The organism is Mesorhizobium sp. P2_B5 (assembly GCF_056404775.1).
In genome coordinates, this window is the sequence record NZ_JBFUDJ010000010.1 from 60,402 (window position 1) to 84,795 (window position 24,394).

General features: G+C 64.0%; 23 protein-coding genes. 12 read left to right on the top strand and 11 right to left on the bottom strand.

Annotated elements, in window-relative coordinates; all coding sequences use genetic code 11:
- The 3 genes from AC1D1N_RS25470 to AC1D1N_RS25480 all read left to right on the top strand — a co-directional run bounded on the left by AC1D1N_RS25470 (window position 1) and on the right by AC1D1N_RS25480 (window position 2,701).
- On the top strand, window positions 1-750 hold the full coding sequence (locus AC1D1N_RS25470) for an electron transfer flavoprotein subunit beta/FixA family protein (protein ID WP_192258272.1): 750 nt from the start codon (window positions 1-3) through the stop codon (window positions 748-750).
- 23 nt (window positions 751-773) lie between these two features.
- Entirely contained in the window at window positions 774-1,703 is a 930-nt protein-coding gene (locus AC1D1N_RS25475) for an electron transfer flavoprotein subunit alpha/FixB family protein (protein ID WP_477351748.1), read from the top strand.
- 119 nt (window positions 1,704-1,822) lie between these two features.
- Complete coding sequence (locus AC1D1N_RS25480) at window positions 1,823-2,701, top strand: 3-hydroxybutyryl-CoA dehydrogenase (RefSeq protein ID WP_112562255.1); 879 nt, start codon at window positions 1,823-1,825, stop codon at window positions 2,699-2,701.
- A gap of 130 nt (window positions 2,702-2,831) precedes the next feature.
- Here the strand turns inward: AC1D1N_RS25480 and AC1D1N_RS25485 are convergent, their stop codons facing one another.
- The 3 genes from AC1D1N_RS25485 to AC1D1N_RS25495 all read right to left on the bottom strand — a co-directional run bounded on the left by AC1D1N_RS25485 (window position 2,832) and on the right by AC1D1N_RS25495 (window position 6,141).
- Window positions 2,832-4,760: a PAS domain S-box protein gene (locus AC1D1N_RS25485; protein ID WP_477351750.1), complete on the bottom strand. Its 1,929-nt coding sequence runs from the start codon at window positions 4,758-4,760 to the stop codon at window positions 2,832-2,834.
- 204 nt (window positions 4,761-4,964) lie between these two features.
- Entirely contained in the window at window positions 4,965-5,603 is a 639-nt protein-coding gene (locus AC1D1N_RS25490) for an NrsF family protein (RefSeq protein ID WP_436261518.1), read from the bottom strand.
- A gap of 1 nt (window position 5,604) precedes the next feature.
- Entirely contained in the window at window positions 5,605-6,141 is a 537-nt protein-coding gene (locus AC1D1N_RS25495; RefSeq protein ID WP_112562252.1) for a sigma-70 family RNA polymerase sigma factor, read from the bottom strand.
- A 204-nt stretch (window positions 6,142-6,345) separates the two neighbouring features.
- On the opposite strand from AC1D1N_RS25495, the gene AC1D1N_RS25500 reads away from it, so the two are divergent.
- The 3 genes from AC1D1N_RS25500 to AC1D1N_RS25510 all read left to right on the top strand — a co-directional run bounded on the left by AC1D1N_RS25500 (window position 6,346) and on the right by AC1D1N_RS25510 (window position 10,158).
- Entirely contained in the window at window positions 6,346-7,353 is a 1,008-nt protein-coding gene (locus tag AC1D1N_RS25500) for an iron ABC transporter substrate-binding protein (RefSeq protein WP_477351752.1), read from the top strand.
- 154 nt (window positions 7,354-7,507) lie between these two features.
- The gene (locus tag AC1D1N_RS25505) at window positions 7,508-9,079 is read left to right on the top strand and encodes an ABC transporter permease (RefSeq protein ID WP_477351754.1); all 1,572 of its coding nucleotides are present in this window, start codon (window positions 7,508-7,510) and stop codon (window positions 9,077-9,079) included.
- A complete protein-coding gene (locus AC1D1N_RS25510) occupies window positions 9,076-10,158 on the top strand; it encodes an ABC transporter ATP-binding protein (RefSeq protein ID WP_477351756.1) in 1,083 nt (360 codons plus the stop codon). The genes AC1D1N_RS25505 and AC1D1N_RS25510 overlap by 4 nt, the downstream gene beginning before the upstream one ends.
- Before the next feature lie 12 nt (window positions 10,159-10,170).
- On the opposite strand, the gene AC1D1N_RS25515 is transcribed toward AC1D1N_RS25510, so the two are convergent.
- The 6 genes from AC1D1N_RS25515 to AC1D1N_RS25540 all read right to left on the bottom strand — a co-directional run bounded on the left by AC1D1N_RS25515 (window position 10,171) and on the right by AC1D1N_RS25540 (window position 16,305).
- Window positions 10,171-10,974 (bottom strand): phosphodiesterase, encoded by an 804-nt coding sequence (locus AC1D1N_RS25515; protein WP_477351758.1) that lies wholly within the window; start codon window positions 10,972-10,974, stop codon window positions 10,171-10,173.
- A gap of 73 nt (window positions 10,975-11,047) precedes the next feature.
- The gene (gene ugpC, locus AC1D1N_RS25520; protein WP_477351760.1) at window positions 11,048-12,148 is read right to left on the bottom strand and encodes a sn-glycerol-3-phosphate ABC transporter ATP-binding protein UgpC; all 1,101 of its coding nucleotides are present in this window, start codon (window positions 12,146-12,148) and stop codon (window positions 11,048-11,050) included.
- 10 nt (window positions 12,149-12,158) lie between these two features.
- Window positions 12,159-13,073 (bottom strand): ABC transporter permease subunit, encoded by a 915-nt coding sequence (locus AC1D1N_RS25525; protein ID WP_436261523.1) that lies wholly within the window; start codon window positions 13,071-13,073, stop codon window positions 12,159-12,161.
- Window positions 13,074-13,080: 7 nt separating this feature from the next.
- Window positions 13,081-13,965: a carbohydrate ABC transporter permease gene (locus tag AC1D1N_RS25530; protein ID WP_477351762.1), complete on the bottom strand. Its 885-nt coding sequence runs from the start codon at window positions 13,963-13,965 to the stop codon at window positions 13,081-13,083.
- A 106-nt stretch (window positions 13,966-14,071) separates the two neighbouring features.
- Window positions 14,072-15,424, bottom strand: coding sequence for an extracellular solute-binding protein (locus AC1D1N_RS25535; RefSeq protein ID WP_477351764.1), 1,353 nt, complete (start codon window positions 15,422-15,424; stop codon window positions 14,072-14,074).
- Between the two features lie 218 nt (window positions 15,425-15,642).
- The gene (locus AC1D1N_RS25540; RefSeq protein ID WP_477351766.1) at window positions 15,643-16,305 is read right to left on the bottom strand and encodes a hypothetical protein; all 663 of its coding nucleotides are present in this window, start codon (window positions 16,303-16,305) and stop codon (window positions 15,643-15,645) included.
- On the opposite strand from AC1D1N_RS25540, the gene AC1D1N_RS25545 reads away from it, so the two are divergent.
- Both AC1D1N_RS25545 and AC1D1N_RS25550 read left to right on the top strand, forming a co-directional pair.
- On the top strand, window positions 16,286-16,738 hold the full coding sequence (locus tag AC1D1N_RS25545; protein ID WP_477351768.1) for a hypothetical protein: 453 nt from the start codon (window positions 16,286-16,288) through the stop codon (window positions 16,736-16,738). The genes AC1D1N_RS25540 and AC1D1N_RS25545 overlap by 20 nt on opposite strands.
- 127 nt (window positions 16,739-16,865) lie before the next feature.
- Window positions 16,866-19,307, top strand: coding sequence for a bifunctional diguanylate cyclase/phosphodiesterase (locus tag AC1D1N_RS25550; RefSeq protein ID WP_477351770.1), 2,442 nt, complete (start codon window positions 16,866-16,868; stop codon window positions 19,305-19,307).
- Here AC1D1N_RS25550 and tlpA read toward each other — a convergent pair.
- Complete coding sequence (gene tlpA / locus AC1D1N_RS25555) at window positions 19,304-19,999, bottom strand: thiol:disulfide interchange protein TlpA (protein ID WP_477351772.1); 696 nt, start codon at window positions 19,997-19,999, stop codon at window positions 19,304-19,306. The two genes, AC1D1N_RS25550 and tlpA, sit on opposite strands and share 4 nt — an antisense overlap.
- Before the next feature lie 35 nt (window positions 20,000-20,034).
- On the opposite strand from tlpA, the gene argH reads away from it, so the two are divergent.
- The 3 genes from argH (at window position 20,035) to lysA (ending at window position 23,040) form a co-directional block, all read left to right on the top strand.
- Window positions 20,035-21,435 (top strand): argininosuccinate lyase, encoded by a 1,401-nt coding sequence (gene argH / locus AC1D1N_RS25560; protein ID WP_477351774.1) that lies wholly within the window; start codon window positions 20,035-20,037, stop codon window positions 21,433-21,435.
- A 70-nt stretch (window positions 21,436-21,505) separates the two neighbouring features.
- Entirely contained in the window at window positions 21,506-21,712 is a 207-nt protein-coding gene (locus tag AC1D1N_RS25565; RefSeq protein ID WP_112562243.1) for a hypothetical protein, read from the top strand.
- A gap of 59 nt (window positions 21,713-21,771) precedes the next feature.
- Window positions 21,772-23,040, top strand: coding sequence for a diaminopimelate decarboxylase (lysA, locus tag AC1D1N_RS25570; RefSeq protein WP_477351776.1), 1,269 nt, complete (start codon window positions 21,772-21,774; stop codon window positions 23,038-23,040).
- Between the two features lie 20 nt (window positions 23,041-23,060).
- Here lysA and AC1D1N_RS25575 read toward each other — a convergent pair whose 3' ends face one another.
- Window positions 23,061-23,363 (bottom strand): ArsR/SmtB family transcription factor, encoded by a 303-nt coding sequence (locus AC1D1N_RS25575; RefSeq protein WP_112562241.1) that lies wholly within the window; start codon window positions 23,361-23,363, stop codon window positions 23,061-23,063.
- 50 nt (window positions 23,364-23,413) lie between these two features.
- On the opposite strand from AC1D1N_RS25575, the gene AC1D1N_RS25580 reads away from it, so the two are divergent.
- Window positions 23,414-24,355, top strand: a complete 942-nt coding sequence (locus tag AC1D1N_RS25580) for a threonine/serine dehydratase (protein WP_477351778.1) — start codon at window positions 23,414-23,416, stop codon at window positions 24,353-24,355.
- The last annotated feature ends 39 nt before the right edge of the window (window positions 24,356-24,394 follow it).

Below are 24,394 nucleotides of genomic sequence, written 5' to 3' on the forward strand. Positions count from 1 at the left end.
ATGAAGATCCTTGTGCCCGTGAAGCGGGTTGTGGATGCGAACGTCAAGGTTCGCGTGAAGGCTGATGGTTCGGCGGTGGAACTCGCCAACGTCAAGATGGCGATGAACCCGTTTGACGAGATCGCGGTGGAAGAGGCGATCCGGCTGAAGGAAGCTGGCAAGGCCGAAGAGATCATCGTCGTTTCGATCGGTCCGCAGCAGGCGCAGGAAACCCTGCGCACCGCGCTCGCCATGGGCGCCGACCGCGCCATCCTGGTCAAGACCGACGAACAGACCGAGCCGCTGGGCGTCGCCAAGGTGCTGAAGGGCGTTGTTGAGGCAGAACAGCCCGGCCTCGTCATCCTCGGCAAGCAGGCGATCGACGACGATTCCAACCAGACCGGCCAGATGCTGGCCGCTTTGCTCGGCTGGGCACAGGGCACCTTCGCCTCCAAGGTGGTGCTCGACGGCGACAAGGCCAAGGTGACGCGCGAAGTCGATGGCGGCCTGCAGACGGTGGAGCTGAAGATGCCGGCGATCGTCACCGCCGATCTTCGCCTCAACCAGCCGCGCTACGCCTCGCTGCCCAACATCATGAAGGCCAAGAAGAAGCCGCTCGACGAAAAGACCCCGGCCGATTACGGCGCCGACGTCAAGCCGCGCCTCAAGGTGATCAAGACCGAGGAGCCGAGTGGCCGCAAGGCGGGCGTCAAGGTCAAGAGCGTCGCCGAACTGGTCGACAAGCTCAAGAACGAAGCCGGCGTTTTGTAAGCGATCGGGAAAGGAACAGAAAAATGACCATTCTCCTCATCGCAGAACACGACAATGCAAGCCTTTCCGACCAGACCGCCAAGGCGCTGTCGGCTGCCCTGCAGATCGGTTCGGACGTGCATGTGCTGGTTGCCGGCAAGGGCGCCAAGGGTGCTGCCGATGCCGCCGCCAAGCTGAAGGGCGTCAGCAAGGTGCTGCTGGCCGAGGCCGACGAACTGGCCGAGCGCCTCGCCGAACCGACGGCGGCACTCGTCGTCTCGCTGGCCGGCGCCTACGACACCATCATTGCCCCGGCGACCTCGTCGGGCAAGAACATCGCGCCGCGCGTGGCGGCCCTGCTCGATGTCGCGCAGGTGTCGGAAATCATCGAGGTGGTTTCGCCGGATACGTTCAAGCGTCCGATCTATGCCGGCAACGCCATCCAGACGGTGCAGTCGAGCGACGCCAAGAAGGTGATCACCGTGCGCACCGCTTCCTTCCAGGCGACGCCCGAAGGTGGTTCGGCCGCGGTCGAGACCGTCAAGGCAGTGGCTAACCCAGGCCTGTCCTCTTTCGTCGAGAACAAGCTGTCGGAGACCGACCGTCCGGAGCTGACCTCGGCCAAGATCATCATCTCGGGCGGCCGCGCGCTCGGCTCGGCGGAGAAGTTCCAGGAAGTCATCCTGCCGGTCGCCGACAAGCTCGGTGCCGCCGTCGGCGCCTCGCGCGCTGCCGTCGATGCCGGCTATGCCCCGAACGACTGGCAGGTCGGCCAGACCGGCAAGGTCGTGGCTCCCGACCTCTACATTGCCGTCGGCATTTCCGGCGCCATCCAGCACCTTGCCGGCATGAAGGATTCGAAAGTCATCGTCGCCATCAACAAGGACGAAGAGGCGCCGATCTTCCAGGTTGCCGATTACGGCCTGGTCGGCGACCTCTTCGTCATCCTGCCGGAGCTGCAAAAGGCGCTTTGACGCTCTCTGCCAAAGCGTATTAAATTGTGAAGGGTGGGGTAGACGAAGCTGCCCCACCCTTTTAGTTTGCACTGCACAAAAAGCAGGCCGCTAAGGCCTTTTCGACGGGATCGCTGCAAATGGCCAAGATCGAGACGATCGGCATTATTGGCGCCGGCCAGATGGGCGGCGGCATCGCGCATGTGTCCGCGCTTTCGGGCTTCAAGGTGCTGATCTACGATATCTCGCCCGACCGTATCGAGAAGGGCATTGCCACAGTTAGCGGCAACATGGCCCGCCAGGTCGGCTCCGGCAAGCTTGACGAAAAGCTGCGCAACGATGCGATGGCGCGCATTTCGGCGGCTCCCGCCATGGCCGATCTCGCCGGTGCCGATCTGGTGATCGAAGCGGCGACCGAGGACGAGACGGTCAAGCGCAAGATCTATGCCCAGCTCTGTCCGCAGCTCAACCCGGAAGCGATCCTGGCGACCAACACCTCGTCGATTTCGATCACTCGGCTCGCCGCGCAGACCGACCGTCCCGAGCGCTTTATCGGCATACATTTCATGAACCCGGTGCCGCTGATGAAGCTGGTCGAACTGGTGCGCGGCATCGCCACCGAGGACCAGACCTTCGAGGCAGCCAAGAACTTTGTGAAGCAGCTCGACAAGACGATCACCGTCTCTGAGGATTTCCCGGCCTTCATTGTCAATCGCATCCTGCTGCCGATGATCAACGAGGCGATCTACACGCTCTACGAGGGCGTCGGCTCGGTCGACGCCATCGACACCGCCATGAAGCTTGGCGCCAACCATCCGATGGGGCCGTTGCAGCTCGCCGACTTCATCGGCCTCGACACCTGCCTGTCGATCATGCAGGTGCTGCATGACGGCCTGTCGGATTCGAAATATCGCCCCTGCCCGCTGCTGGTAAAATATGTCGAGGCCGGCTGGCTTGGCCGCAAGACCGGACGCGGCTTCTACGACTATCGCGGCGAACACCCGGTTCCGACGCGCTAACCCATCAGAACGCTAGAGCAATTCCAGGAAAAGTGTGTAACGGTTTTCCGTCCGGAATTGCGTAAAAACAAATGCTTAGAGCGGTTCAGCGATTCTGTGAAACGCTGAACCGCTCTAATCCGTTCCGCCGTCAGGATGCTGCCGCGAGCGGCGGCTCGGCCTGACCATTTGACTCGTTATCGTCAGGCGCCACGGAAACACAGCCGCGGCCGGCGGCCTTGGCCGCATAGCAGGCGGCATCGGCGCGGGCGATGATCTCGTCGACTTCGCCGCTGCGGATCGGCGCCAGCCCGATGCTGGCGTCGATCGCATGCGGCCGGCCGTCCCAGCTGAACTGCAGGCTGCGGATGGCGTCGATGATCGAGCGGGCGGCAATCCTGGCGCCGGCGCTCGACCCCGATTTCAGGATGACCGCGAATTCATCGCCGCCGAGGCGGGCGATGATATCCTCCGGCCCAAGCGCTCCGCGAATAGCCTCGGCAACCCGCTTCAGCAGGGCGTCGCCGGCGGCGTGGCCGCCGGTGTCGTTGACCAGTTTGAAATGGTCGAGGTCGATGAACATGAAATGATGCTCGCCCGCCGGTGTTGCCGAGCCGGCCTTGCGGCTCCGGTCGACCAGCTCTTCCATGGTACGGATGAAGCTTGAGCGATTGGCAAGGCCGGTCAGCGCGTCATGCGCGGCGGCGTAGGCGAGCTGGCGCTGCAAGGCGCGCGCATCGGTGAAATCCTGGAAGACGATGACCAGGCCACAGAACTCCTGGCGCTCATTCATGATCGGCGATACCATCTGGCGGATGCTGCAGCGTGTGTCGTCGCGACGAATTAGGACGGCGCGGCTGTTCTGATCGGCGGGGCTGGGGCCGCCGAGCGCCGGCCGCGTCATGCCGATCCTTTGCCCGGTCTCCTCATCCACCGCCCAGTAGACATGGCCAAGCCTCTTGCCGAGCGCCTCTGCGCCGGCAACGCCGGTCAGCTTTTCGGCGATCGGGTTCATGAAGGTGATGCGGTTGGCGGCATCGGTGCAGATGACGGCGTCGCCGATCGACTGCAGCGTCACCCTCAGCCGTTCCTTCTCGTCCGCCAGAGCCGCCGCCGACACAATCAGGCTTTCCTCGGCCTGCTTGCGCTGGGTGATGTCGGTCAGGCTGCCGATGGCCCGGATCAGCCGGCCCTCCCTGTCACGTTCGAGCGTCTTGCCGCGATCGAGGATCCAGACCCAGTGGCCGTCCTTGTGACGCATCCTGAATTCGGCTTCGAAAAACGGCGTCTTGCCCTCAAGATGGGCGCGATCGGCCTCGGCTACATTCTCGCGGTCGTCGGGGTGGATTATCGTCAGCCAGCGGTCGGGGTCGCCGTCCAGCTCGCCCTCTGCATAGCCCAGCATCTTCACCCAGGTAGCGGAATAAGTGGTGCCGCCCTTGCGCATGTCGAGGTCCCAGACGCCTTGACCGGCGCTGGCAAGCGCAAAATTCCAGCGCGTTTCGGCCTCGGCTATGCGCGCCTCGGATTGCTTGCGTGCGTCGATATCCTCGATCTGCGAGACGAGGTAGAGCGGACGGCCGCTCTTCTCGTCGCGAATGACGGAACCGGCAAGATGGGCCCACACCGGCGTGCCGTCCTTCTTGAGGTAACGCTTTTCGAACTGGAAGGCGTTGACGGTGCCCGCCCGGATGCCGTCCATGGTCTCACGGCCGATCTGTACATCGTCGGGATGCGTGATCTGGAAGAAAGTCAGCGCCTCGATCTCTTCCTTGCTGTAGTCGAGCATGGCCGCGAAGGCCGGATTGGTTTCGTGGATACGGCCATTGAGGCCGACAATGGCGATGCCGATCGCCGAATCCTCCATGGCGCGCCGAAAACGCTGCTCGCTCTCGGCGATCTGCCGGCGGTCGTCGAGTATCCGGTAAATGAACAGCGCGGCGAGCATCAGCGCCACGGCGGCGACCGGCACCGATATCAGCAGACAGAGCTTCAACACTTCGGCGCTGACGTCGAGCCGCGACAGCAGCATCGCCACGACGGCGGCGCAAAATCCTCCGGCCGCGAGCACCAAAGCCACGTGACCGTCAGCCCGCAGGCTTTTTCGTTTCCATCGCGTCACCGTGCATGCCACCCCGTGCGCAACACATTTCTGCGGGAAACCTTGGATGATCGATTTTAAGGAAAGGTTGCGCCTGAGCCACCGGCAACACGGTTAACCCGCAAACAATTGCCGGCATGATTAAGGATCGGTGATTATTGCGGGCTATCTCAGGCGGGCCGGTTACCAGCGCACGAAGAACCGTCCCCCGAGCGCGCCGAGCCCGGCGAGGACGGCGATGGCGAGCGTATACCAGGTGGCGACGAAAAGCGGCGAATCGTCGAAGCAGTGGGCGGCGTAAAAGGTCGCCGCCAGTCCGCCGGCAAGCAATCCTGCGACCGCACCGGCAAGCACCGGCCGCGTCGGCGCGCCGTAGCGCAGCATCCATAGGAAAACGGCAAGCGGCCCGATGCCGATCAGCGGGATGAAGCCCATGCAGATCATCATGTTGGAGCCGACCATGCGGGTGCTCCACATCGGCTCCGGCACCATGAACAGTTCGAGAGCCACGGCCACAGCCACAAGCAGCGGCGCAGCCGCCATCCAGGCCGCGGCTCTCGCCGTCGAAGCGCCCGGTGTCGACAGTGCCCGGATCAGGCCAAACGCGGTGATGGCAAGCACGATGGTGAAGACGAATTTCGCCAGGAACCGCATCGTGTGCATGGCGATCATGATGTCGGGACGTGGGCCGATAGTGAGGAAGAACACCACTGCGGCGATCACCACCGCGGCAGCCCCAGCCATCCACCAGGCCGAACGCAGCGGCATCGCCTTGCTGCGTGTGTCGGCGTCGAGTGCCCTGATGAGATCTTCGGTTCTCATGTCACTGCCGCCCGAAGCGTTTGGCGATCGCGGCAAGCCCGCGATGCAGCGATACCCGCACCGCCGTCTCGCTGACGCCGAGCTTGGCCGCTGTCTCGCCGATTGAGCGGCCATCGACCGATATGGCCGAGACTACCGAACGCTGCGCCGGCGGCAAGCCGTCCAGAGCCCGGTTGATGTCGCGTTCGCTGACGGTCTCGGTCTCCGGCTCGGCAAAGGTCTCGGCGATCTCGTCGATCTCGATCTCGATGCGCCGGCCGCGCCGCCGGAAGGCGTCGATCAGCTTGAAGCGGGCAATCGCATAGATCCACGGCAACACCGGCGCGTCCTGGCGCCAGGTATGCCGTTTCACATGAATGGCCAGCAAGGTTTCCTGCACGACATCCTCGGGATCGACCCCGCCCTGTACGATCTTGCGCCTGACAAAGCCGCGAACCAGTGCGGCGATCCGGTGCAGAAAGTCGGCGTAAGCCCTTTCGTCTCCCGCGATTGCGGCCCGCATCAGCCGGGAAAGCTCGGCCTCATCCTTGCCGCTCACAAGAGTTCACTCCCCGATCTTCGCGCTTCGGCGCTGATTTGTTACGTGGCCAACGAAATAATGTCCAAGCCAAAGTGCCGCGAAATCACGAAAGTTTGCGGGCGAGCGACGGATTGAAGCAGCCCACCAATGTTGACTATGGTAATCAGGTATTGGTAGGTGCAGCCGTGCAAAACCAGAACCGCCGAGATCGAGGATGACGCCATGAAATATGCCCTTTCCACCCTGGTCGGCGCCACCGCGCTGGCAATCAGCCTGATCGCCGGTCCGGCGATGGCGGAAGATGCCGGCATTATCGTCTACAACGCCCAGCACGAGAGCCTGGCCAAGGAATGGGTCAATGGCTTTACCAAGGAAACCGGCATCAAGGTCACCTTGCGCAATGGCGGCGACAGCGATTTCTCCAACCAGATCGTCGCCGAGGGCGCTTCTTCGCCAGCCGACGTATTCCTGACCGAGAACTCCCCGGCCATGGCCCTGGTCGAAGCGGCGGGCCTTTTCGCGCCGGTCGACGCCGATACGCTGGCCCAGGTTCCGGCTGAATTCCAGCCGAGCAGCGGCAAATGGGTGGGTGTCGCGGCGCGCAGCACCGTCTTTGCCTACAACAAGACCAAGCTCACCGCCGACCAGCTGCCCAAATCGATGCTCGATCTCGCCGATCCGAGCTGGAAAGGCCGCTGGGCCGCCTCGCCGTCGGGCGCCGATTTCCAGGCCATCGTCAGCGCGCTGCTTGAGCTCAAGGGCGAAGCCGCAACCGCCGACTGGCTGAAGGCGATGAAGGAGAATTTCACCGCCTACAAGGGCAACGGCACGGTGATGAAGGCGGTCAATGCCGGCGAGATCGAAGGCGGCATCATCTACCACTATTACTATTTCGGCGATCAGGCCAAGACCGGCGAGAACAGCAAGAACGTCGAGCTGCACTATTTCAAGAACCAGGATGCTGGCGCTTTCGTCTCGATTTCCGGCGGCGGCGTGCTGGCCTCGAGCAAGCACCCGAAGGAAGCCCAGGCGTTCCTGAAATGGGTGACCGGCAAGGGCGGTCAGGACGTGCTGAAGACCGGCACGTCCTTCGAGTACGCGGTCGGCAAGGGCGCCGACTCTAATCCCAAGCTGGTGCCGCTGGCCGATCTGCAGGCGCCGAAGGTCGACCCGGCAAAGCTGAACTCCAAGAAGGTGACCGATCTGATGACGGCAGCCGGCTTGCTTTAGTCCGCGTTCGTCCTAAAAGGGCAACGTTTGCGCTCCTGCGAGGCTTTCCGCAGGAGCGCTCTGTTTTCGGGATGGCATTGTCCATGACGACACATTGCGTTTCCGGCCGCGCCTGCGGCGCCCCCGCTCCGGCGGCAGTGGCGCGGCCGAGCTGATGCAATCTGGGGTCGATCTCGTACGTTCAGGCCAGGCAGCCGGGCGATCCCGCCGGCAGCCCATGTCCTGGATCGCTCTTGCCGCCATCATCGTCTCGCTGCTGTCGCTGCTGCCGCTTGCCTTCATCATCTGGATCGCCGTGCAGACCGGCTGGGACTCTGTCTCGGCCCTGGTCTTCCGGCCGCGCGTCGGCGAACTTCTGATCAACACCGTGCTTCTGGTGGCGCTCACCGTCCCCATCGCCATCGTCCTGTCGATGGCGCTGGCTTGGCTGACCGAGCGCAGCGACCTTCCCGGCGCTCGCCTCTGGGCCTGGCTGTCGGTGGCGCCGCTCGCCATCCCCGCCTTCGTGCACTCCTATGCCTGGATTACCCTGGTGCCGGGACTGCACGGCCTTTGGGCCGGCGTGCTGGTGTCGGTCCTCGCTTATTTCCCGTTCCTCTATCTGCCGATCGCGGCGTCGCTGCGCCGGCTCGATCCCGCTTTGGAAGACGCAGCCGCAGCGCTCGGCCTTGGACCGTGGCGCGTGTTCGCACGCGTCGTGCTGCCGCAGCTGAGACTCGCCATTTGCGGCGGCGCGTTGCTGGTTGGCCTGCATCTGCTGGCCGAATATGGCCTCTATGTCTTCATCCGCTTCGACACGTTCACCACAGCCATCGTCGACCAGTTCCAGTCGACCTTCAACGGACCCGCCGCCAACATGCTGGCCGGCGTTCTGGTGACCTGCTGCTTCGTGCTGCTCGCTCTGGAGGTGTTGGTGCGCGGCGAAGAGCGCTATGCCCGCGTCGGCTCAGGCGCGGCGCGCCACCGGCAGCGCAGCAGGCTCGGACGCGCCACGCTGCCTTGCCTGGCTCTGCCTGCCATCACCACGCTACTCGCCATCGGCGTGCCCTTCGTCACCATCGGCCGCTGGCTGGTCGCCGGCGGCGCCGATGTCTGGCGTTTCGATGAGATCGGCCTGGCGCTGGGCCAGACGCTGTTCCTGGCGCTCGCCGGCGCCCTGCTTGCGACCATCGCCGCCATGCCGATGGCATGGATCTCGATCCGCGCGCCGGGGCCGCTGCAGCGGCTGCTCGAGGGCTGCAACTACATTGTCGGCTCGCTGCCCGGCGTCGTCATTGCGCTGGCGCTGGTCACCATCACCGTGCGCATCGCCATGCCGCTCTACCAGACGCTGTTCACCATCTTGGTCGCCTATGCCCTGATGTTCCTGCCGCGCGCTCTGATCAGCCTCCGCGCGTCGATCGCGCAGGCGCCGATCGAGCTCGAACGCGCCGCCGCCAGCCTCGGCCGGCCGCCGTTGAAGGCGCTGTGGTCGACGACGATCCGCCTTTCGGCGCCTGGGGCCGCCGCCGGCATGGCGCTGGTGGCGCTCGGCATCATGAACGAGCTGACCGCTACCCAGATGCTGGCGCCCAACGGCACGCGCACGCTGGCCATGGCGTTCTGGTCCTACAGCGGCGAGATCGACTATGCCTCCGCCGCCCCTTACGCCTTCATCATGGTGGCGATGTCGCTGCCGCTGACCTGGCTGCTCTATGTCCAGTCGAAACGGATGGCCGGACGATGAGCTTTCTCGAAATCAGCGACCTCACCAAGCATTACGGCCCGGTCGCAGCCCTTGCCGGCATCGACCTCAGCGCCGCCAGCGGCAGCCGCACTGCGATCGTCGGGCCGTCCGGCTGTGGCAAAACCACCTTGCTGCGGCTGATCGCCGGCTTCGAGGCGCCCGACCAGGGGCGCGTCGTGCTCGACGGCCAGGTGCTGGCCAATGGCGGCCATGCGGTGCCGGCGCATCGCCGCGGCATCGGCCTGGTGGCGCAGGACGGCGCGCTGTTTCCGCATCTCAGCATCGCCGACAATATCGGCTTCGGCATGGCCCGCGGCGAGGACCAGCGCACCGAGCGCATCGCCGAGCTTGCCTATACGGTCGGGCTCGACAAGGCGATCCTCAAACGCCGCCCGCACCAGCTCTCGGGCGGCCAGCAGCAGCGCGTGGCGCTGGCCCGCGCCATGGCGATGAAGCCCCGCCTGATGCTGCTCGACGAGCCGTTCTCGGCGCTCGACACCGGCCTGCGCGCCTCGATGCGCAAGGCAGTTGCCGAATTGCTCGAAGCTGCCGGGATCACCACCATCCTGGTCACCCACGACCAGGCCGAGGCGCTGTCCTTCGCCAGCCAGGTCGCGGTCATGCGTGACGGGAAGTTCTCGCAGGTCGGCACGCCGCGTGAACTCTATCTGCAGCCGAAGGACCGGATGGTCGCCGAGTTCCTTGGCGACGCTATCATCCTGCCGGCAAAGGTTTCAGGCGGCTTCGCCACCTCCTCGCTCGGCCGCATCGCCGTCGACTCGAAGGAGCGCCGCGACATCGCCCGCATCATGCTGCGACCGGAGCAGGTGCAGGTGAACCGCACGTCGCGCGAAGGCATGTCAGGCCCGCCGGGCACGATCTTCGCCGAGGTGACGGACTCGGAGTTCGCCGGCTCGATGTGCACGATTGCGGTGCGGCTGTTGAACAACCCAGATCCGCCGGACGCCGCGGCCATCGGCAACACGCCGCTGATGCTGCGCAAGCCGGGCATCGATGCGCCTTCCGTCGGCGAGATCGTGCGCTTGACCGTCTCCGGCAAGGCGCACGTGTTTGCCTAGCGAGATCAGGTCCTAGTCAACCCTCTGGCCCGTCGCCGGTGACCAAAGCGGCCAAGTCTCGAGGAAGTCGTTGTTGTGCACGACCAGCCGCCGGATGGCAGCGTCGATGAGGATGATGCCGTAGGTCGGCGGCGCCTGCTCGACCACTTCGTCGCCGACAAGGTCGAGCATGAAGCGGGCGTGCAAGCCACGCTGCGCCGTAAACGGAATGCCGGCGACCGTGCCGGCAATGTCGCGGTGGACATGGCCGAAGAAGATATGACCGACATTGCCATGGCGCGTCAGAACATCGAGAAAGCGCTGCTTCTGTTCGAGCCCGAGCGGGTCGAGCAGCGGCAGACCGAGCTCGACCGGCGGATGATGCAGGAAGATGTAGGCCTGCCGTCCCGCCGCATCGGCGAGTCGCGCGTCGAGCCAGGCAAGCCGCTTGTCGCAGAGTTCGCCAGTGACGCGGCCTTCGGCCAGGCTGTCGAGGAACAGCAACGATGCTTCCGGCGTATCGACGACCGACTGCACGAAGCCATTGTCGTCGGTCGGGTTTTCGGGAAATGCCGCCACCAGATTGGCCCGCCGGTCGTGATTTCCCGGCAGCAGCCGGTATGGCAGCGAAAGCCGGCTCAAGGCCGATTTGAGATCGGCGTAGCTTTCAGGCGCCCCGGTCTCGGTCAGGTCGCCGCTGAAGACGCAAAGGGCGGCATCACCATGGCGGGCATTGATGTGGTCGATGCAGCGGTCGAGCCGCTCATGCAGGTTCGCGCCATAGCGGATCTCGCCGCGTCGTCCCAGATGGACATCGGTGACCTGGATGATCTTCATGCGGCTTTCCCCGGGAGATTGCTTTGCCGTCCGTCCGAAGCGGACGGAAATGCGCTTGCCGATGGGTGCAAAATCAGAGTGCCGGTTCCGGCACCGAAGCCTTGAACACGTCGACGCGGCTGCCGGTCTCGGACGAGAAGAAGTGCAGGTCGGCTTCAGAGAACTGCAGGCCGACCGTGCTGCCCGGCACCGGATGCACGGTCTCCGACGTCACCACCGAGAATGGTGCGCCGTCGAGATCGACATAGACGACGCGTCCGGCGCCGAGTTCTTCGACCAGATCGACGGTCGCTTCGAGAGCGCCCGGCGTGCCCGCCGCAACCAGACGTACGGACTCCGGCCGGATGCCGGCCGCAACCTTGCTGCCGACCGGCAGGCCGGTGCGCGAAACGTTGAGCTTGCGGCTGTCGCCAAGCAGCGACAGGCCGTCGAGCGTTACCGTGCCTTCGAGAATGTTCATTGCGGGTGCGCCAAGGAAGGTGGCGACGAAACGGCTCGCCGGGCGGCTATAGACTTCGGCCGGCGTTCCGACCTGTTCGACGCGGCCGCCATTCATCACCACCAGCCGGTCGGCCAGCGTCATCGCCTCGACCTGGTCGTGGGTGACGAACACCGAGGTAGCGGCGAGCCGGCGGTGCAGTTTGCGGATTTCGGAGCGCATCTGCACTCGCAGCTTGGCGTCGAGGTTGGACAGCGGTTCGTCGAACAGGAAGACCTTCGGCTCGCGGATCATGGCGCGGCCCATGGCGACGCGCTGGCGTTGGCCGCCGGACAGTGCCATCGGCTTGCGGTCGAGTAGATGCTCAAGCTCCAGCGTGCGCGCAACCGCCTGGATGCGCTGGGTCCGCTCGGCGGCGGGAACACCCGATACTTTCAGCGAATAACCGATGTTCTGCGACACGCTCATATGCGGGTAGAGCGCGTAGTTCTGGAACACCATGGCGCAGCCGCGCTCGCGTGGCTCGAGCTTGTTGACCACCGTGCCGTCGATGGCGATCGTGCCGCCGGAAATATCCTCCAGCCCGGCGATCATGCGCAGCAGCGTGGACTTGCCGCAGCCGGATGGCCCCAGGATGACGACGAACTCGCCGGACGCGAAGTCGAGGCTGACGCCGTGCACGACCTGCATCTTGGCGTAGCTCTTGGTGACGTCGCGAATGGTGATGGAGGCCATTGTTTGCTCCTTATTTTTCGGTGGCGATCAGGCCGCGCACGAACCAGCGTTGCATGAGCACCACGACGACCAGCGGCGGCAGCATGATGATCAGCGTGCCGGCCATGGCAATGTGCCATTCGGGCGCGCCGCCGACATTGGGGATGAGCTGTTTGAGTTCGGTCACCGCGGTGGCATGCGACTGGTCGGTTGTGATGAGCAGTGGCCACAGATACTGGTTCCACGCCCACAGGAACATGATGGTGCCGAGCGCGGCCATATTGTTGCGCGACAGCGGCAACAGGATATCGATGAAGAAGCGCAGCGGTCCGGCGCCGTCCATGCGCGCTGCCTCGGTCAACTCGTCGGGAACGGTCAGGAAGAACTGCCGGTAGAGGAAGGTGCCGGTGGCGGTGGCGATCAGCGGCAAGATCAGGCCGGGATAGGAATTGAGCATCCCCAGGTTGAGCTCGACATGCACGCCCGAAACCTTCTCGATCAGCCAGGATAGACCGGTCAGATCCATGATCGTCTGATAGGGTTCGAGCACATTGGCGACGACCGCATAGGTCGGCACGATGCGCACCTCCAGCGGCAGCATCAGCGTCACGAAGATCAGCCAGAAGATGAAGGTGCGGCCGGGATAGCGGAAATAGACGATCGAGAAGGCGGTGAGCGCCGAGATGATCACTTTGCCGGCGGCGACACCGGTCGCCATGATGAAGCTGTTGAGCAGCTTCGGCCCAAGGTCGGCCGTTACCCAAGCCGTCTTGATGTTGACCCAGAAGTCGCTGCCCGGCAGCAGCGACATCGGCACGTCGTTGACGTCCTTGAGGTTGTGCGATGCGGCGATGGCTACGATCACGAACGGCGCGATGCAAAATACGAAGCCGACGAACAGGATCACATGGGTGAAGAAATTCAGGAACGGGGTGCGCTCTACCATGATCATCTCACCTGTAGTGCACGCGCCGCTCGATGAAGCGGAACTGGAAGATGGTCAGCACGATGATCAGCAGCATCAGGATGATGCTCTGTGCGGCAGCACCAGAATAGTCCAGCCCTTTGAAGCCGTCGGAATAGATCTTGTAGACCATCAGATTGGTGGCGTTGGCCGGGCCACCCGAGGTCATGATGTCGACGATGCCGAAGGAATCCTGGAAGCTCTCGGTGATGTTGATGACAAGCAGGAAGAAGATCGTCGGCGTGATCAGCGGGAACTGGATGTCCCAGAAACGCCTGATGACGCCGGACCCGTCCATCGCCGCCGCCTCGATCAGCGAGCGCGGTATGGCCTGGAATGCGGCAAGGAAGAAGATGTAGTTATAGCCGACATATTTCCAGGAAAAGGCGACGATGATCGACGCCATGGCATCAGCGCCGTCAAGGCCGGGATCCCAGAAGCCGGGCCAGACCTGGTTGACGACGGCCATGAAGCCGGCTTCCGGCGCCAGGATGAAGCGGAACGCCAGCGCCAGCGCAGGCGCGGCGATGCCGTAGGGCCAGATCAGCACCACTCGGTAAAAGCGCGAGCCGGCAAGCTGGCGATCGGTGAGCGCGGCAAGCACCAGCGCGATGAACATCGCCAGCCCGGTGCTGATACCGGCAAAGATGAGGCTGGCGCTGATCGAATTCCAGTAATCTGCGTTGGACAGGATCGAGCGGAAATTGTCGAGCCCGACCCAGATGTTGCCGCCGCCCCATGGCTGCTGCAACGTCAGCGACCAGTACACCGCCTGGCCGGCAGGCCAGTAGAAGAAGGTGAAGATCAAAAGCAGCTGCGGCACCGCGAAGAGGATGCCGATAGTCCACCTGCTGAAGGTAACGCGTTTTTCCATTGATCCGCCCAGGCCGTTGAACCGCCGGCCCGTTTTCCTGCATGGAGACCAGATGCGAAATGGCCGCCCGTCGATTCTTGGCGGGCGGCCATACCAGAATCCGGGGTTAGGGCAGGGTCTTGCCCGGATAGGTCTGCTGGAAGCGCTCAAGGATCGCGTCGCCGTTCTTGACCAGCGTGTCGAGGCCTTCCTGGACGCTGACCTTGTTGGCGAAGATCGCCTGCATCTGGGTGCCGAACTCGGCGCGGATCTGGGTGAAGTTGCCCAGACGGATGCCGCGGGTGATTTCGGTCGGCTCGGACGCGGTCAGGCTGGCGATCGCGGTTTCACGGCCCTTGTAGGGCGCCTTGTCATAGAAGCCGGTGGACTTCATGTATTCGAAGCCCGACTTGGTCACCGGGATGTAGCCGGTGTTGGTCGACCAGAACAAAGCGGTCTTGGGGTCGTGGATGAAGTTCAGGAGCGCGGCAGCGCCCTTGTATTCCGCATCCGACTTGCCCGACAGCACCCACAGCGAAGCGCCGCCGACGAGCGAATTCTTGCGCTCGGTACCCGCATAGACCGGCAGTTCGGCGACATCCCAGCTCATGCCTTCCTTTTGGGTCTTGCCGACGGTGCCGTGGTCGCCGACCGAGGTCAGGATGACCTGGCAGGTGCCGGTCGCGAAGGACTGTACCATATCCTGGCCGAGGTCCTTGGACTTGATCTTGATCAGGCCGGCATCATACCACTTCTTCAGATCGGTGACGTACTGGACGAACTTGGTCTTGTTGACTTCCAGACGCGCGTCGAGGCCGTCATAGCCGTTGTTCTTGGTCGCGATCGGCTGGTTGTGCAGCGCCGAGAACTGCTCCATCAGCTGCCAGCTTTCATTGGCCGAGATGTTGATCGCCATCGGGCATTCATAGCCGGCGTCCTTCAGGGCCTTGAGGTCGGCGCCGACATCTTCCCAGGTCTTGGGCGCTACGGTCTTGCCGATCTTGGCGAAGGCGTCCTTGTTCCAGTACATCAGCGGGGTCGAGGAATTGAACGGGAACGAGAGCATCTCGCCCTTCGACGTCGCATAGTAGCGGGCAATACCGGGGAAATAGTCGGCGTAGTCGATCTTGTAGCCGTTTTCTTCCATCAGCTTGTCGGCGGGCTTGTAGGCGCCCGACAGCATCATGGTGGCGGTGCCGACGTCATAGACCTGGACGATGGCGGGCTGCTTGCCGGCGCGGAAGGCGGCGATGGTGTTCTGCAGCGTCGCGTCGTAATTGCCCTGGCTGGTACAGACGACTTCATAGTCGGCTTGCGAAGCGTTGAAGTTCTTGCACAACGTATCGACGACGCGGGCGAGGTCGCCCGACAGGCCGAACCAGAAATCGAATTTGACCGGCTCCGCGGCAGCCGGCTGCGCCAGCGCGATGCTGAAGGCGCCGGCGGCAAAGGCCGCAAGGCCCTGCTTGAAGATCGACATGGATTTTATCCCTCTTGAGTGGCTGATGACATCAGGCTTTGCGCAAGTCCCTTGCCGCTCTCATAGAGAAGGTATGTGACAGTTCTGTTGTGCCCTTTCAGGCCTGTGGACAGCCAGTCTCTCCTCCTCGACGGCCACGCCGGCATGAAACCGTCACATCGGCGCTCTAGGTAGCTAGGGCGCCTCGGAACGGCGAAAACACCCGGCCGAAAGAATGATTATCCGGCTAATGTATCCTGCCAGATGACGGCGCCAGATGACGGGCTTGAGTGGAGAGACGAATGCTGGTCCAGCAATTGACGCATGTGCCCGTCGCCGACCGCCAGGCGATGCGCGAAGGCCCGCGCGACAGCGCCACCCATCTGCGTCATGCAGCCGCCATTCCCGCGCTCGGCCAGATCGAGATCGGCGGCACGGCGTCGCGCGATAAGGCCGGCGAGGCCCTGACCGTTGTGGCCTGGAACGTTGAGCGGCTTCGCTATGGCGATGCCATCGCCGCAACGCTTGCCGCCCAGTCTCCCGACGTGGTGCTTTTGTCCGAGGTCGACAACGGCATGGCGCGCTCCGGCAATGGCCATCCATTGCGGACGCTGGCTGACCGGCTCGGCCACACCTATGCCTATGGCGTCGAGTTCGTCGAGCTCGGCGGCGGTAACGAGGCTGAGCGCGCAAAAACTGGCAAAGTCGCCAACAGCGAAGGCTTCCACGGCAACGCCGTGACCAGCGTCGTGCCCTTGCAGCGGCCCTTTCTGGTGCGCCTCGACGCGGCCGGCGACTGGTTCCGGCCGGAGTGCGGCCAGCCGCGCATTGGCGGCCGCATGGCGATCGCAGCTCGGCGACCGTCGGGTAACGGTCGTCTCCGTGCATCTCGAAAACCGCACCGATCCTGCCGGCAGGGCCGACCAGACCCGCCATCTCCTCGATGCCATCGACAGATACGATCCCGAGGCGCCGGTGCTGATCGGCGGCGACTTCAACACGCTGACCGCCACCCATGAGGAACGCAATGACGATTCTGTCGCATGGCGAGCGCGCATCGCGGCCGAGCCCAGCCGGCTGATCGATGACGTCGAACGCCACGAACCACTGTTCGCCGTCCTTGCCGGGCGCGGCTATGGCTGGCAGGCCGCCAACAATCTCGATTTGCCGACACAGCGGCGCGAGGCCGGCAATCCGGCACCGGTCGGCCGCATCGACTGGTTCTTCACCCGTGGCCTTGCGGCAAGCGCCCCCTCAGTTCTGCCCGCGGTGCTTCCGGATGGCCGCCCAAGCTCCGATCACGAAGCGCTGCTCGTGACCTTGCGCCTGGAATGAGTGAAGACCGCCGCAAGGTACAACCCGAAAAGCCCGCTGTAGTTGTGACGCGCATAACCGATTCTTCAAGCGTCCCGCACTAATCAAGTCGATGGCTTGATTGCTGGGGGAGAGCAGGTGGGGCGAGATGCTGACGGTCTATAATTGCATCGTGCACGAGCACGATCTGAGACTGGTCGCACTGGCAGCCCTCATTTGCGGTATTTCTTCCTTCTCGGCGGTTAATCTGCTTCGCCATGTCGACCGCTCAAGCGAGCGCAACCGCTATACATGGCTGATGATATCAGCCACTTCCACCGGCTTCGGTATCTGGGCGACGCATTTCATCGCCATGCTTGCCTTTTCTCCGGGAATACCCAACGCGTACAATGCGGAACTGTCGGCGCTTTCGCTCGCCGCTTCCGTCGCCCTGACAGCCGCCGGCATGTGGATTGCCACCTTGCGCCGGGGCATCGACTACGCCCTGGTCGGCGGCGCGATCCTCGGTGCCGGCATCGCCGCCATGCACTATATCGGTATGGCCGCTTTCGAGGTCGAAGGACGCATCGTCTGGAACACGCTTCTGGTCGCCGTCTCGCTGCTGGCAGGCGTCACCCTCGCTGCACTGGCGCTGCTGGTCGTGCTGCGGCGCCCGTCCATGCAGGCGACCATCGGCGCCGCCGTCCTGTTGACGCTGGCGATCTGCACCCTGCACTTCATCGCCATGGGCGCGGTGTCGATCATCCCGGACTCCTCCATTGAGATATCGCAATTCACGGTCGAGCCGGTATCGCAGGCCTTCGCCGCCGCTGCAGTCAGCCTGGTGATCCTGGTGCTTTCAGCCGCGGCATTGTGGATCGACCTGCGCTTCCGTCGTCACAAGCTCGAGGCCGAGCGTATGCATGGCCTCGCAAACGCCGCCGTCGAGGGCCTGATCGTCTGCGACGGCACCCGCATCGTCAGCGCCAATGACAGCATCGCCGCTCTCACCGGCATGGCGCCGGAAGCGCTGAACGCGATGCTGCTCGGCGACCTTTTCGGCGAACGCACAGCGGCCAGCATGTCCGACTGCAGCGGACAGGCACAGGAAGCCGAGTTGAGAAGCCATGACGGCACCGCCATCCCCGTCGAACTGATCGCTAGGAGCATCGACTATTGCGGCAAGCCGCACAGTGTCGTCGCAGTACGCGACATCCGCGAACGCAAGAAGGCCGAGCAGGAGATCCTGCGCCTCGCCCACTTCGACCCGCTGACGGGGCTCCCCAACCGCCGCAGTTTCTCCGGCCGGCTCGAGGCCGAAATTGCCGCAATGAACCGAGGCGGCAAGGGCGGGCATCTTGCGCTGTTGCTGCTCGACCTCGACCGCTTCAAGGAAGTGAACGACCTGTTCGGGCACGGCGCCGGCGATGCCATGCTGCAGAAGGTGGCGCTATGCGCCTCCGGCGTGCTCCGCCAGGGGCAGATGCTGGCGCGTCTCGGCGGCGACGAGTTCGCCATCATCGCCCCAAACCTTTCTGATCCGCAGGCAGCCGGCCGCATCGCCGAGGCGGTGCTGGCCTCGATGCGCGAGGAAAACCGGCAGTCGGTCGGCGGCGGCCTGGTGTCGGCCAGCATCGGCATTGCACTTTATCCGCTCGACGCCGATGAACCGACAGCCCTGGTCAGCCACGCCGACACCGCGCTCTATCGCGCCAAAGCCGAAGGCAAGGACACCTACCGTTATTTCGAGGCCTCGATGGGCGCCGAGGCGCGCGACCGGCGCGTGATGGAGCACGAGCTGCGCCAGGCCATAGCGCGCAATGAGTTTCGCCTCGTCTACCAGCCGCAAAAGGAGATCAGCAGCGGGCGGATGGTCGGGTTCGAGGCGCTGATCCGCTGGCGCCATCCGCAGCGCGGTGACGTGTCGCCGGCGACCTTCATCCCGGTGGCCGAAGACAGCGGCGTCATCATTCAGATCGGCGAATGGGTGCTGGCGACAGCCTGCGCCGAGGCTGCCCGCTGGAAGAGCCCTCTCACCGTCGCGGTCAATGTCTCAGCGGTGCAGCTCCACAACCCGAGTTTCAGCCGCAAGGTCAACGAGGTCCTCGTTGCCTCCGGGCTAGCGCCCGGCAGGCTCGAACTCGAGATCACCGAAACGGCGCTGGTCAAGGATATGCCGCGCGCGCTCGCCACCTTGCGGCAGGTCAAGGCGCTGGGCGTGCGTGTGGCGATGGACGATTTCGGCACCGGCTACTCCTCACTGTCCAACCTTCGCGCCTTCCCCTTCGACAAGATCAAAATCGACGGCTCGTTCATCAAATCGGTCGACAGCAACGGCCAGGTGGCGGCCATCGTGCGCGCCGTGCTGGGGCTTGGCCGTGGTCTTGGCCTGCCGGTTCTGGCCGAGGGCGTCGAGACGCTGGGCGAACTGAGATTCCTCGACGCCGAGGCCTGCGAGATTGGCCAGGGCTATTATCTTGGCCGGCCGAGCCCGATCGAGCACTTCAGCGAACTGACCGGCGTCACTGCACCAGCTGGGGACGCCCCGATCAAACCGCGCGGCGGCAGCATCCTGATGCTCGAACCGGCGGCGGCGCTTCGCTCAGCCTAAGGCGCGAGTGCGGCCTCTACGAGCCGCTTGGCATCCGGTCCCGACCATTCGGCCGGGCCATTCATATGGGCGACCAGGCAGCCTTCGCCGTCGATCAGCATGGTGACGGGAAGGCCTAGCGCCAGGCCGCGTGTCTTGACGTCGTTGAACAACGCCAGCGTCGAATCGCGGTAGTAACCGAGCTTCTCGATACCGATGTCGCCAAGGAATTTCTTCGGCTTCACATCGTCGCCGGCGTCGACATTGACCGCGATCACCTCGAAGGCGTCGCTGCCCTTTTCCTTCTGCAGCGCATCAAGCGCCGGCATTTCGGCACGGCAAGGCGCGCACCATGTCGCCCAGAGATTGAGCAGCACCGTCTTGCCGGCATGGTCGGCGATCGTCATCGGCTTGCCATCCGGCCCGTTGAAGGCAAGGCTTTTGAGCGATTGCGGCGGATCGGCCGGTAACAATGCCGCAACCTGGCCAGTGGCCGCGGCGGCGACCTTCTTGGCACGGTCGCTCTTGGCGGCACAGGCGACGTCGTCCTTGCCGCCGCCAGCGGCAGCTTGCGCCGGCGTGCTGCCGGAGGCTGCGTTGTTGCCAGAACCGCTCTCGCTGACATATACCGCGACCGCGCCCGCCAGCACGCCCGCCACCAAAGCGGCAAGGATCAGGCGCGGGGCCGGGAAGTATCTATTGCCGTCTGCCATTATTCTAAAACTGCTCCGGAGCACGGGTTATAGCGATGAGCGACAAGAAGGCCAGCAACCAGATGTGGGGCGGACGTTTTGCCTCGGGTCCGGCCGCCATCATGGAAGCGATCAACGCGTCGATCTCGTTCGACCGCAAACTCTATGCGCAGGACATAAGAGGTTCGATCGCCCATAGCGAGATGTTGGCTGAAACGGGCATTATATCGGCGGCCGATCAAGAAAAAATCGCTCACGGCCTGAACACGATCCTGAAAGAGATCGAGGCCGGCACGTTCGAATTCTCGACCCGGCTGGAAGACATCCACATGAATGTCGAGGCCCGCCTCGCCGATCTGATCGGCTCGGCCGCCGGCCGCCTGCACACCGCCCGCTCGCGCAACGACCAGGTCGCGGTGGACTTGAGACTCTGGGTCAAGGACGAGTGCTTCCGTGTCGCCGAGGCGCTGAAGGGTCTGATATCAGCCTTCCTCGAGCGGGCCGAGGAGCATGCGGCAACCGTCATGCCGGGCTTCACCCATATGCAGGCAGCGCAGCCGGTGACCTTCGGCCATCACTGCATGGCCTATGTCGAGATGTTTTCGCGCGACCTGTCGCGCGTCCGCGACGCCATCGAGCGGATGGATGAAAGCCCCTTGGGCGCGGCAGCCCTTGCCGGCACCAGCTTCCCGATCGACCGCCACCAGACCGCAAAAGCGCTCGGCTTCCGCGAACCGATGCGCAATTCGCTGGACAGCGTTTCCGACCGCGATTTCGCGCTGGAGTTCTTAGCCCTGGCAGCGATCTGCGCTACACATCTGTCTCGGCTCGCCGAAGAGATCATCATCTGGTCGACGCCGCAGTTCGGCTTCATCAGGCTATCGGATTCCTTCTCCACCGGCTCCTCGATCATGCCGCAGAAGAAGAACCCGGACGCCGCCGAACTCGTGCGCGGCAAGACCGGCCGCGTCACCGGCCATCTGGTCGGCCTGCTGACGGTGATGAAGGGCATGCCACTGACCTATGGCAAGGACATGCAGGAAGACAAGGAATCCGTCTTCGACGCCGCCGAAACGCTCGATCTGATGCTGGCGGCGATGACCGGCATGGTGCGCGACATGACGGTGAACGCCGCCGCCATGAAAAAAGCCGCTGGCTCAGGCCACGCGACCGCGACCGACCTTGCCGACTGGCTGGTGCGCACGCTGGGCCTGCCCTTCCGCGAGGCGCATCATGTCACAGGCCGCGCGGTGGCGCTGGCTGAAGAGAAGAAGGTCAGCCTGGAGAAGCTTTCGCTGGAGGATCTGCAATCGATCAACCCCGGCATCACCCAGGACATCTTCTCGGTGCTTGCGGTGCAGAATTCGGTCAAGAGCCGCACAAGCTTCGGTGGCACCGCGCCGTCGGAAGTCAGGAAGCAGATCCGTACCTGGAAAAAGCGCATCGCCAAGGCATGATGCCGGGGTGCAATGCGCCGAAAACTCGGTTAAAAGCGGCAGCACATAAAAGTTTCGGACGGATGGATCGATGACCGCACGCAGGATTTTGGTGACGCTGACGCTGCTGACGGCGATGGTCGCCGTGACCGCCTGCGGCCGCAAGGCCGGTCTTGACACGCCCTATGAAGCAGCCGTCCAGGCCCGCAAGGACGCCGAGCGCGCCAAGCAGCCCGTGCCGCCGGAGCCGGAAAAACCGGTCGTGGACAAGAAGTTCATCCTCGACCCGCTGCTCTAGAGCCGACGAGACCGGCTTAGTTTATCTGGTCTCTTGCTCCAACTTCCGGAAACACTCTCGTGAACCATTTCGACTACCGCGACGGCGTGCTCCATGCCGAGGACGTGGCGATACCAGACATCGCCGCAAGCGTCGGCACGCCGTTCTATTGTTATTCGACGGCAACGCTGACCAGGCATTTCCGTGTCTTTGCCGGGGCCTTCGCCGGGCTCGACACGCTGGTCTGCTACGCCTTGAAGGCGAATTCCAACCAGGCGGTGCTGCGCACGCTGGCAAGGCTGGGCGCCGGCGCCGACACCGTCTCGGAAGGCGAAATGCGCCGCGCGCTCGCCGCCGGTATCCCGGCCAACAAGATCGTGTTTTCCGGTGTCGGCAAGACCGCGCGCGAAATGGATTTCGCACTCGAGGCCGGCATTCTCTGCTTCAACGTCGAATCCGAGCCGGAGCTGGAATTGCTGTCGGCCCGCGCCACGGCACTCGGCAAGGTGGCGCCGGTCTCGCTGCGCATCAACCCGGATGTCGATGCCAGGACGCACAGGAAGATCTCCACCGGCAAGGCCGAGAACAAGTTCGGCATTCCGTGGCAAAGGGCGCGCCAGGTCTATGCCCGTGCCGCCGGCTTGCCGGGCATCAAGCCCATCGGCATCGACACCCATATCGGCAGCCAGATCACCGAGTTGCAGCCCTTTGACGACGCCTTCGCCCTTCTGGCGGAACTGGTCGGCGCGCTGCGCGCCGATGGCCACGCCATCGAGCACGTCGATCTCGGCGGCGGCCTCGGCATCCCCTACCGCACCGACAACAGCCCGCCGCCTCTGCCCGATGCCTATGCCGAGATCGTCAGGAAGCATCTGACAAAGCTTGGGGTGAAGGTGATGTTCGAGCCGGGCCGGCTGATCGTCGGCAATGCCGGCATCCTGGTCTCGGAAGTGATCTTCGTGAAGGAAGGCGACGCCAAGAATTTCCTCGTCGTCGACGCCGCCATGAACGATCTGATCCGGCCGACGCTCTACGATGCCTTCCACGACATCAAGCCGGTGGTGCAGCCGCCGGCCGACACGCCGCGAATGACAGTCGATGTCGTCGGCCCGGTCTGCGAGACCGGCGACTATCTCGGCCTCGACCGTGACCTGCCCCGGCTGAAGTCTGGTGACCTGATTGCCGTCTCGACGGCCGGCGCCTATGGCGCGGTGCAGTCCGGCACCTACAACACAAGGCTTCTGGTGCCCGAGGTTCTGGTCGACGGCGACCGCTTTCATGTCGTGCGCCAGCGCCAGACCTATGACGAGCTGATCGGCATGGATTCGGTGCCCGACTGGCTTGCATAGAAGCCGCCGCGCCGGCTGCGCTACAGCCGGTTCTGGATGAGCATCCTTGTGTCGGCGATCTTGTCCTCGTCGCGGCGGTAGAACGTCCATTGCTTGATGCGCTTGGGGCGCAGCAGGCCGGCCTGGGTAAGCACGCGCATATGCTCGGAGAGCGTCGCCTGCGTAATGCCGAGCTTCTCTGCGATCAGCAGCGCGCAAACGCCGTCCTCGACCAGATCGCCATCTGCCTGGGCCGGGAAATGCGCCCGCGGATCCTTCAGCCAGTCGAGGATCTGCAGTCTGCGTTCGTTGGCGATCGCCTTGAAGACATCAACCTCTTGCATTTAGCTATTTTGCCAAGTTACTAATTGCTGTCAATCCCAAGGAGATGGTCATGACCAACGGCAACAGCATCACGCGCGAACGCATTGCCGCGATGGAGCCGCGCATCCGCCCCTATGTCAGACACACGCCTGTGTTGCGCGTCGACATGGCCGATTTCGACCGGCCGCCGCTGGCGGTCGACCTCAAGCTCGAATGCCTGCAGCATTCCGGCTCGTTCAAGGCGCGCGGCGCCTTCACCAATCTGCTGGAACGGCCGGTGCCCGCGGCCGGCGTCGTCGCGGCGTCGGGCGGCAATCATGGCGCCGCTGTCGCCTATGCCGCCATGCGGCTCGGCCACAAGGCGACGATCTTCGTCCCTGAAGTCAGCCCGCCGGCCAAGCTTCAGCGCATCCGTGGCTACGGCGCCGAACTGATCGTCGGCGGAGCCCGCTATGCCGAGGCGCTCGCCGCCAGCGAGGCTTTTGCCGAAAACACCGGCGCCTTGCAGATCCACGCCTTCAACCAGGAAGAAACACTGGTCGGCCAAGGCACGCTCGGCCTAGAAATCGAGCAAGACCTGCCTGAAATCGACACGCTGCTGGTCGCCGTCGGCGGCGGCGGCCTGATCGGCGGCATCGCCGCCTGGCTCGCCGGCCGCATCAGGATCATCGCCATCGAACCCGAGGGCGCGCCGACGCTGCATCGCGCCTTCGAGGCCGGCCACCCCGTCGATGCGCCAGCCGAAGGCGTCGCCGCCGATTCGCTGGCGCCCAAGCGCGTCGGCGAAATGATGTTCCCGATCGCCGAGGCCTTTGTCGAGCGCTCCATCCTGGTCACCGACGATGCCATCATCGCCGCGCAGAAGGCACTGTGGGAGCGGGTGCGGATTATCGCCGAGCCGGGCGGCGCCGCGGCCTTCGCAGCGCTGTTGTCCGGCCGCTACACGCCGGCGCCGGGCGAACGGGTCGCGGTCCTGGTCTGCGGCTCGAACACCGATCTCGCGAAATTCTGATTCTTGCTTTGACTGAATTGCGGGTGGAAACCCGCCAAA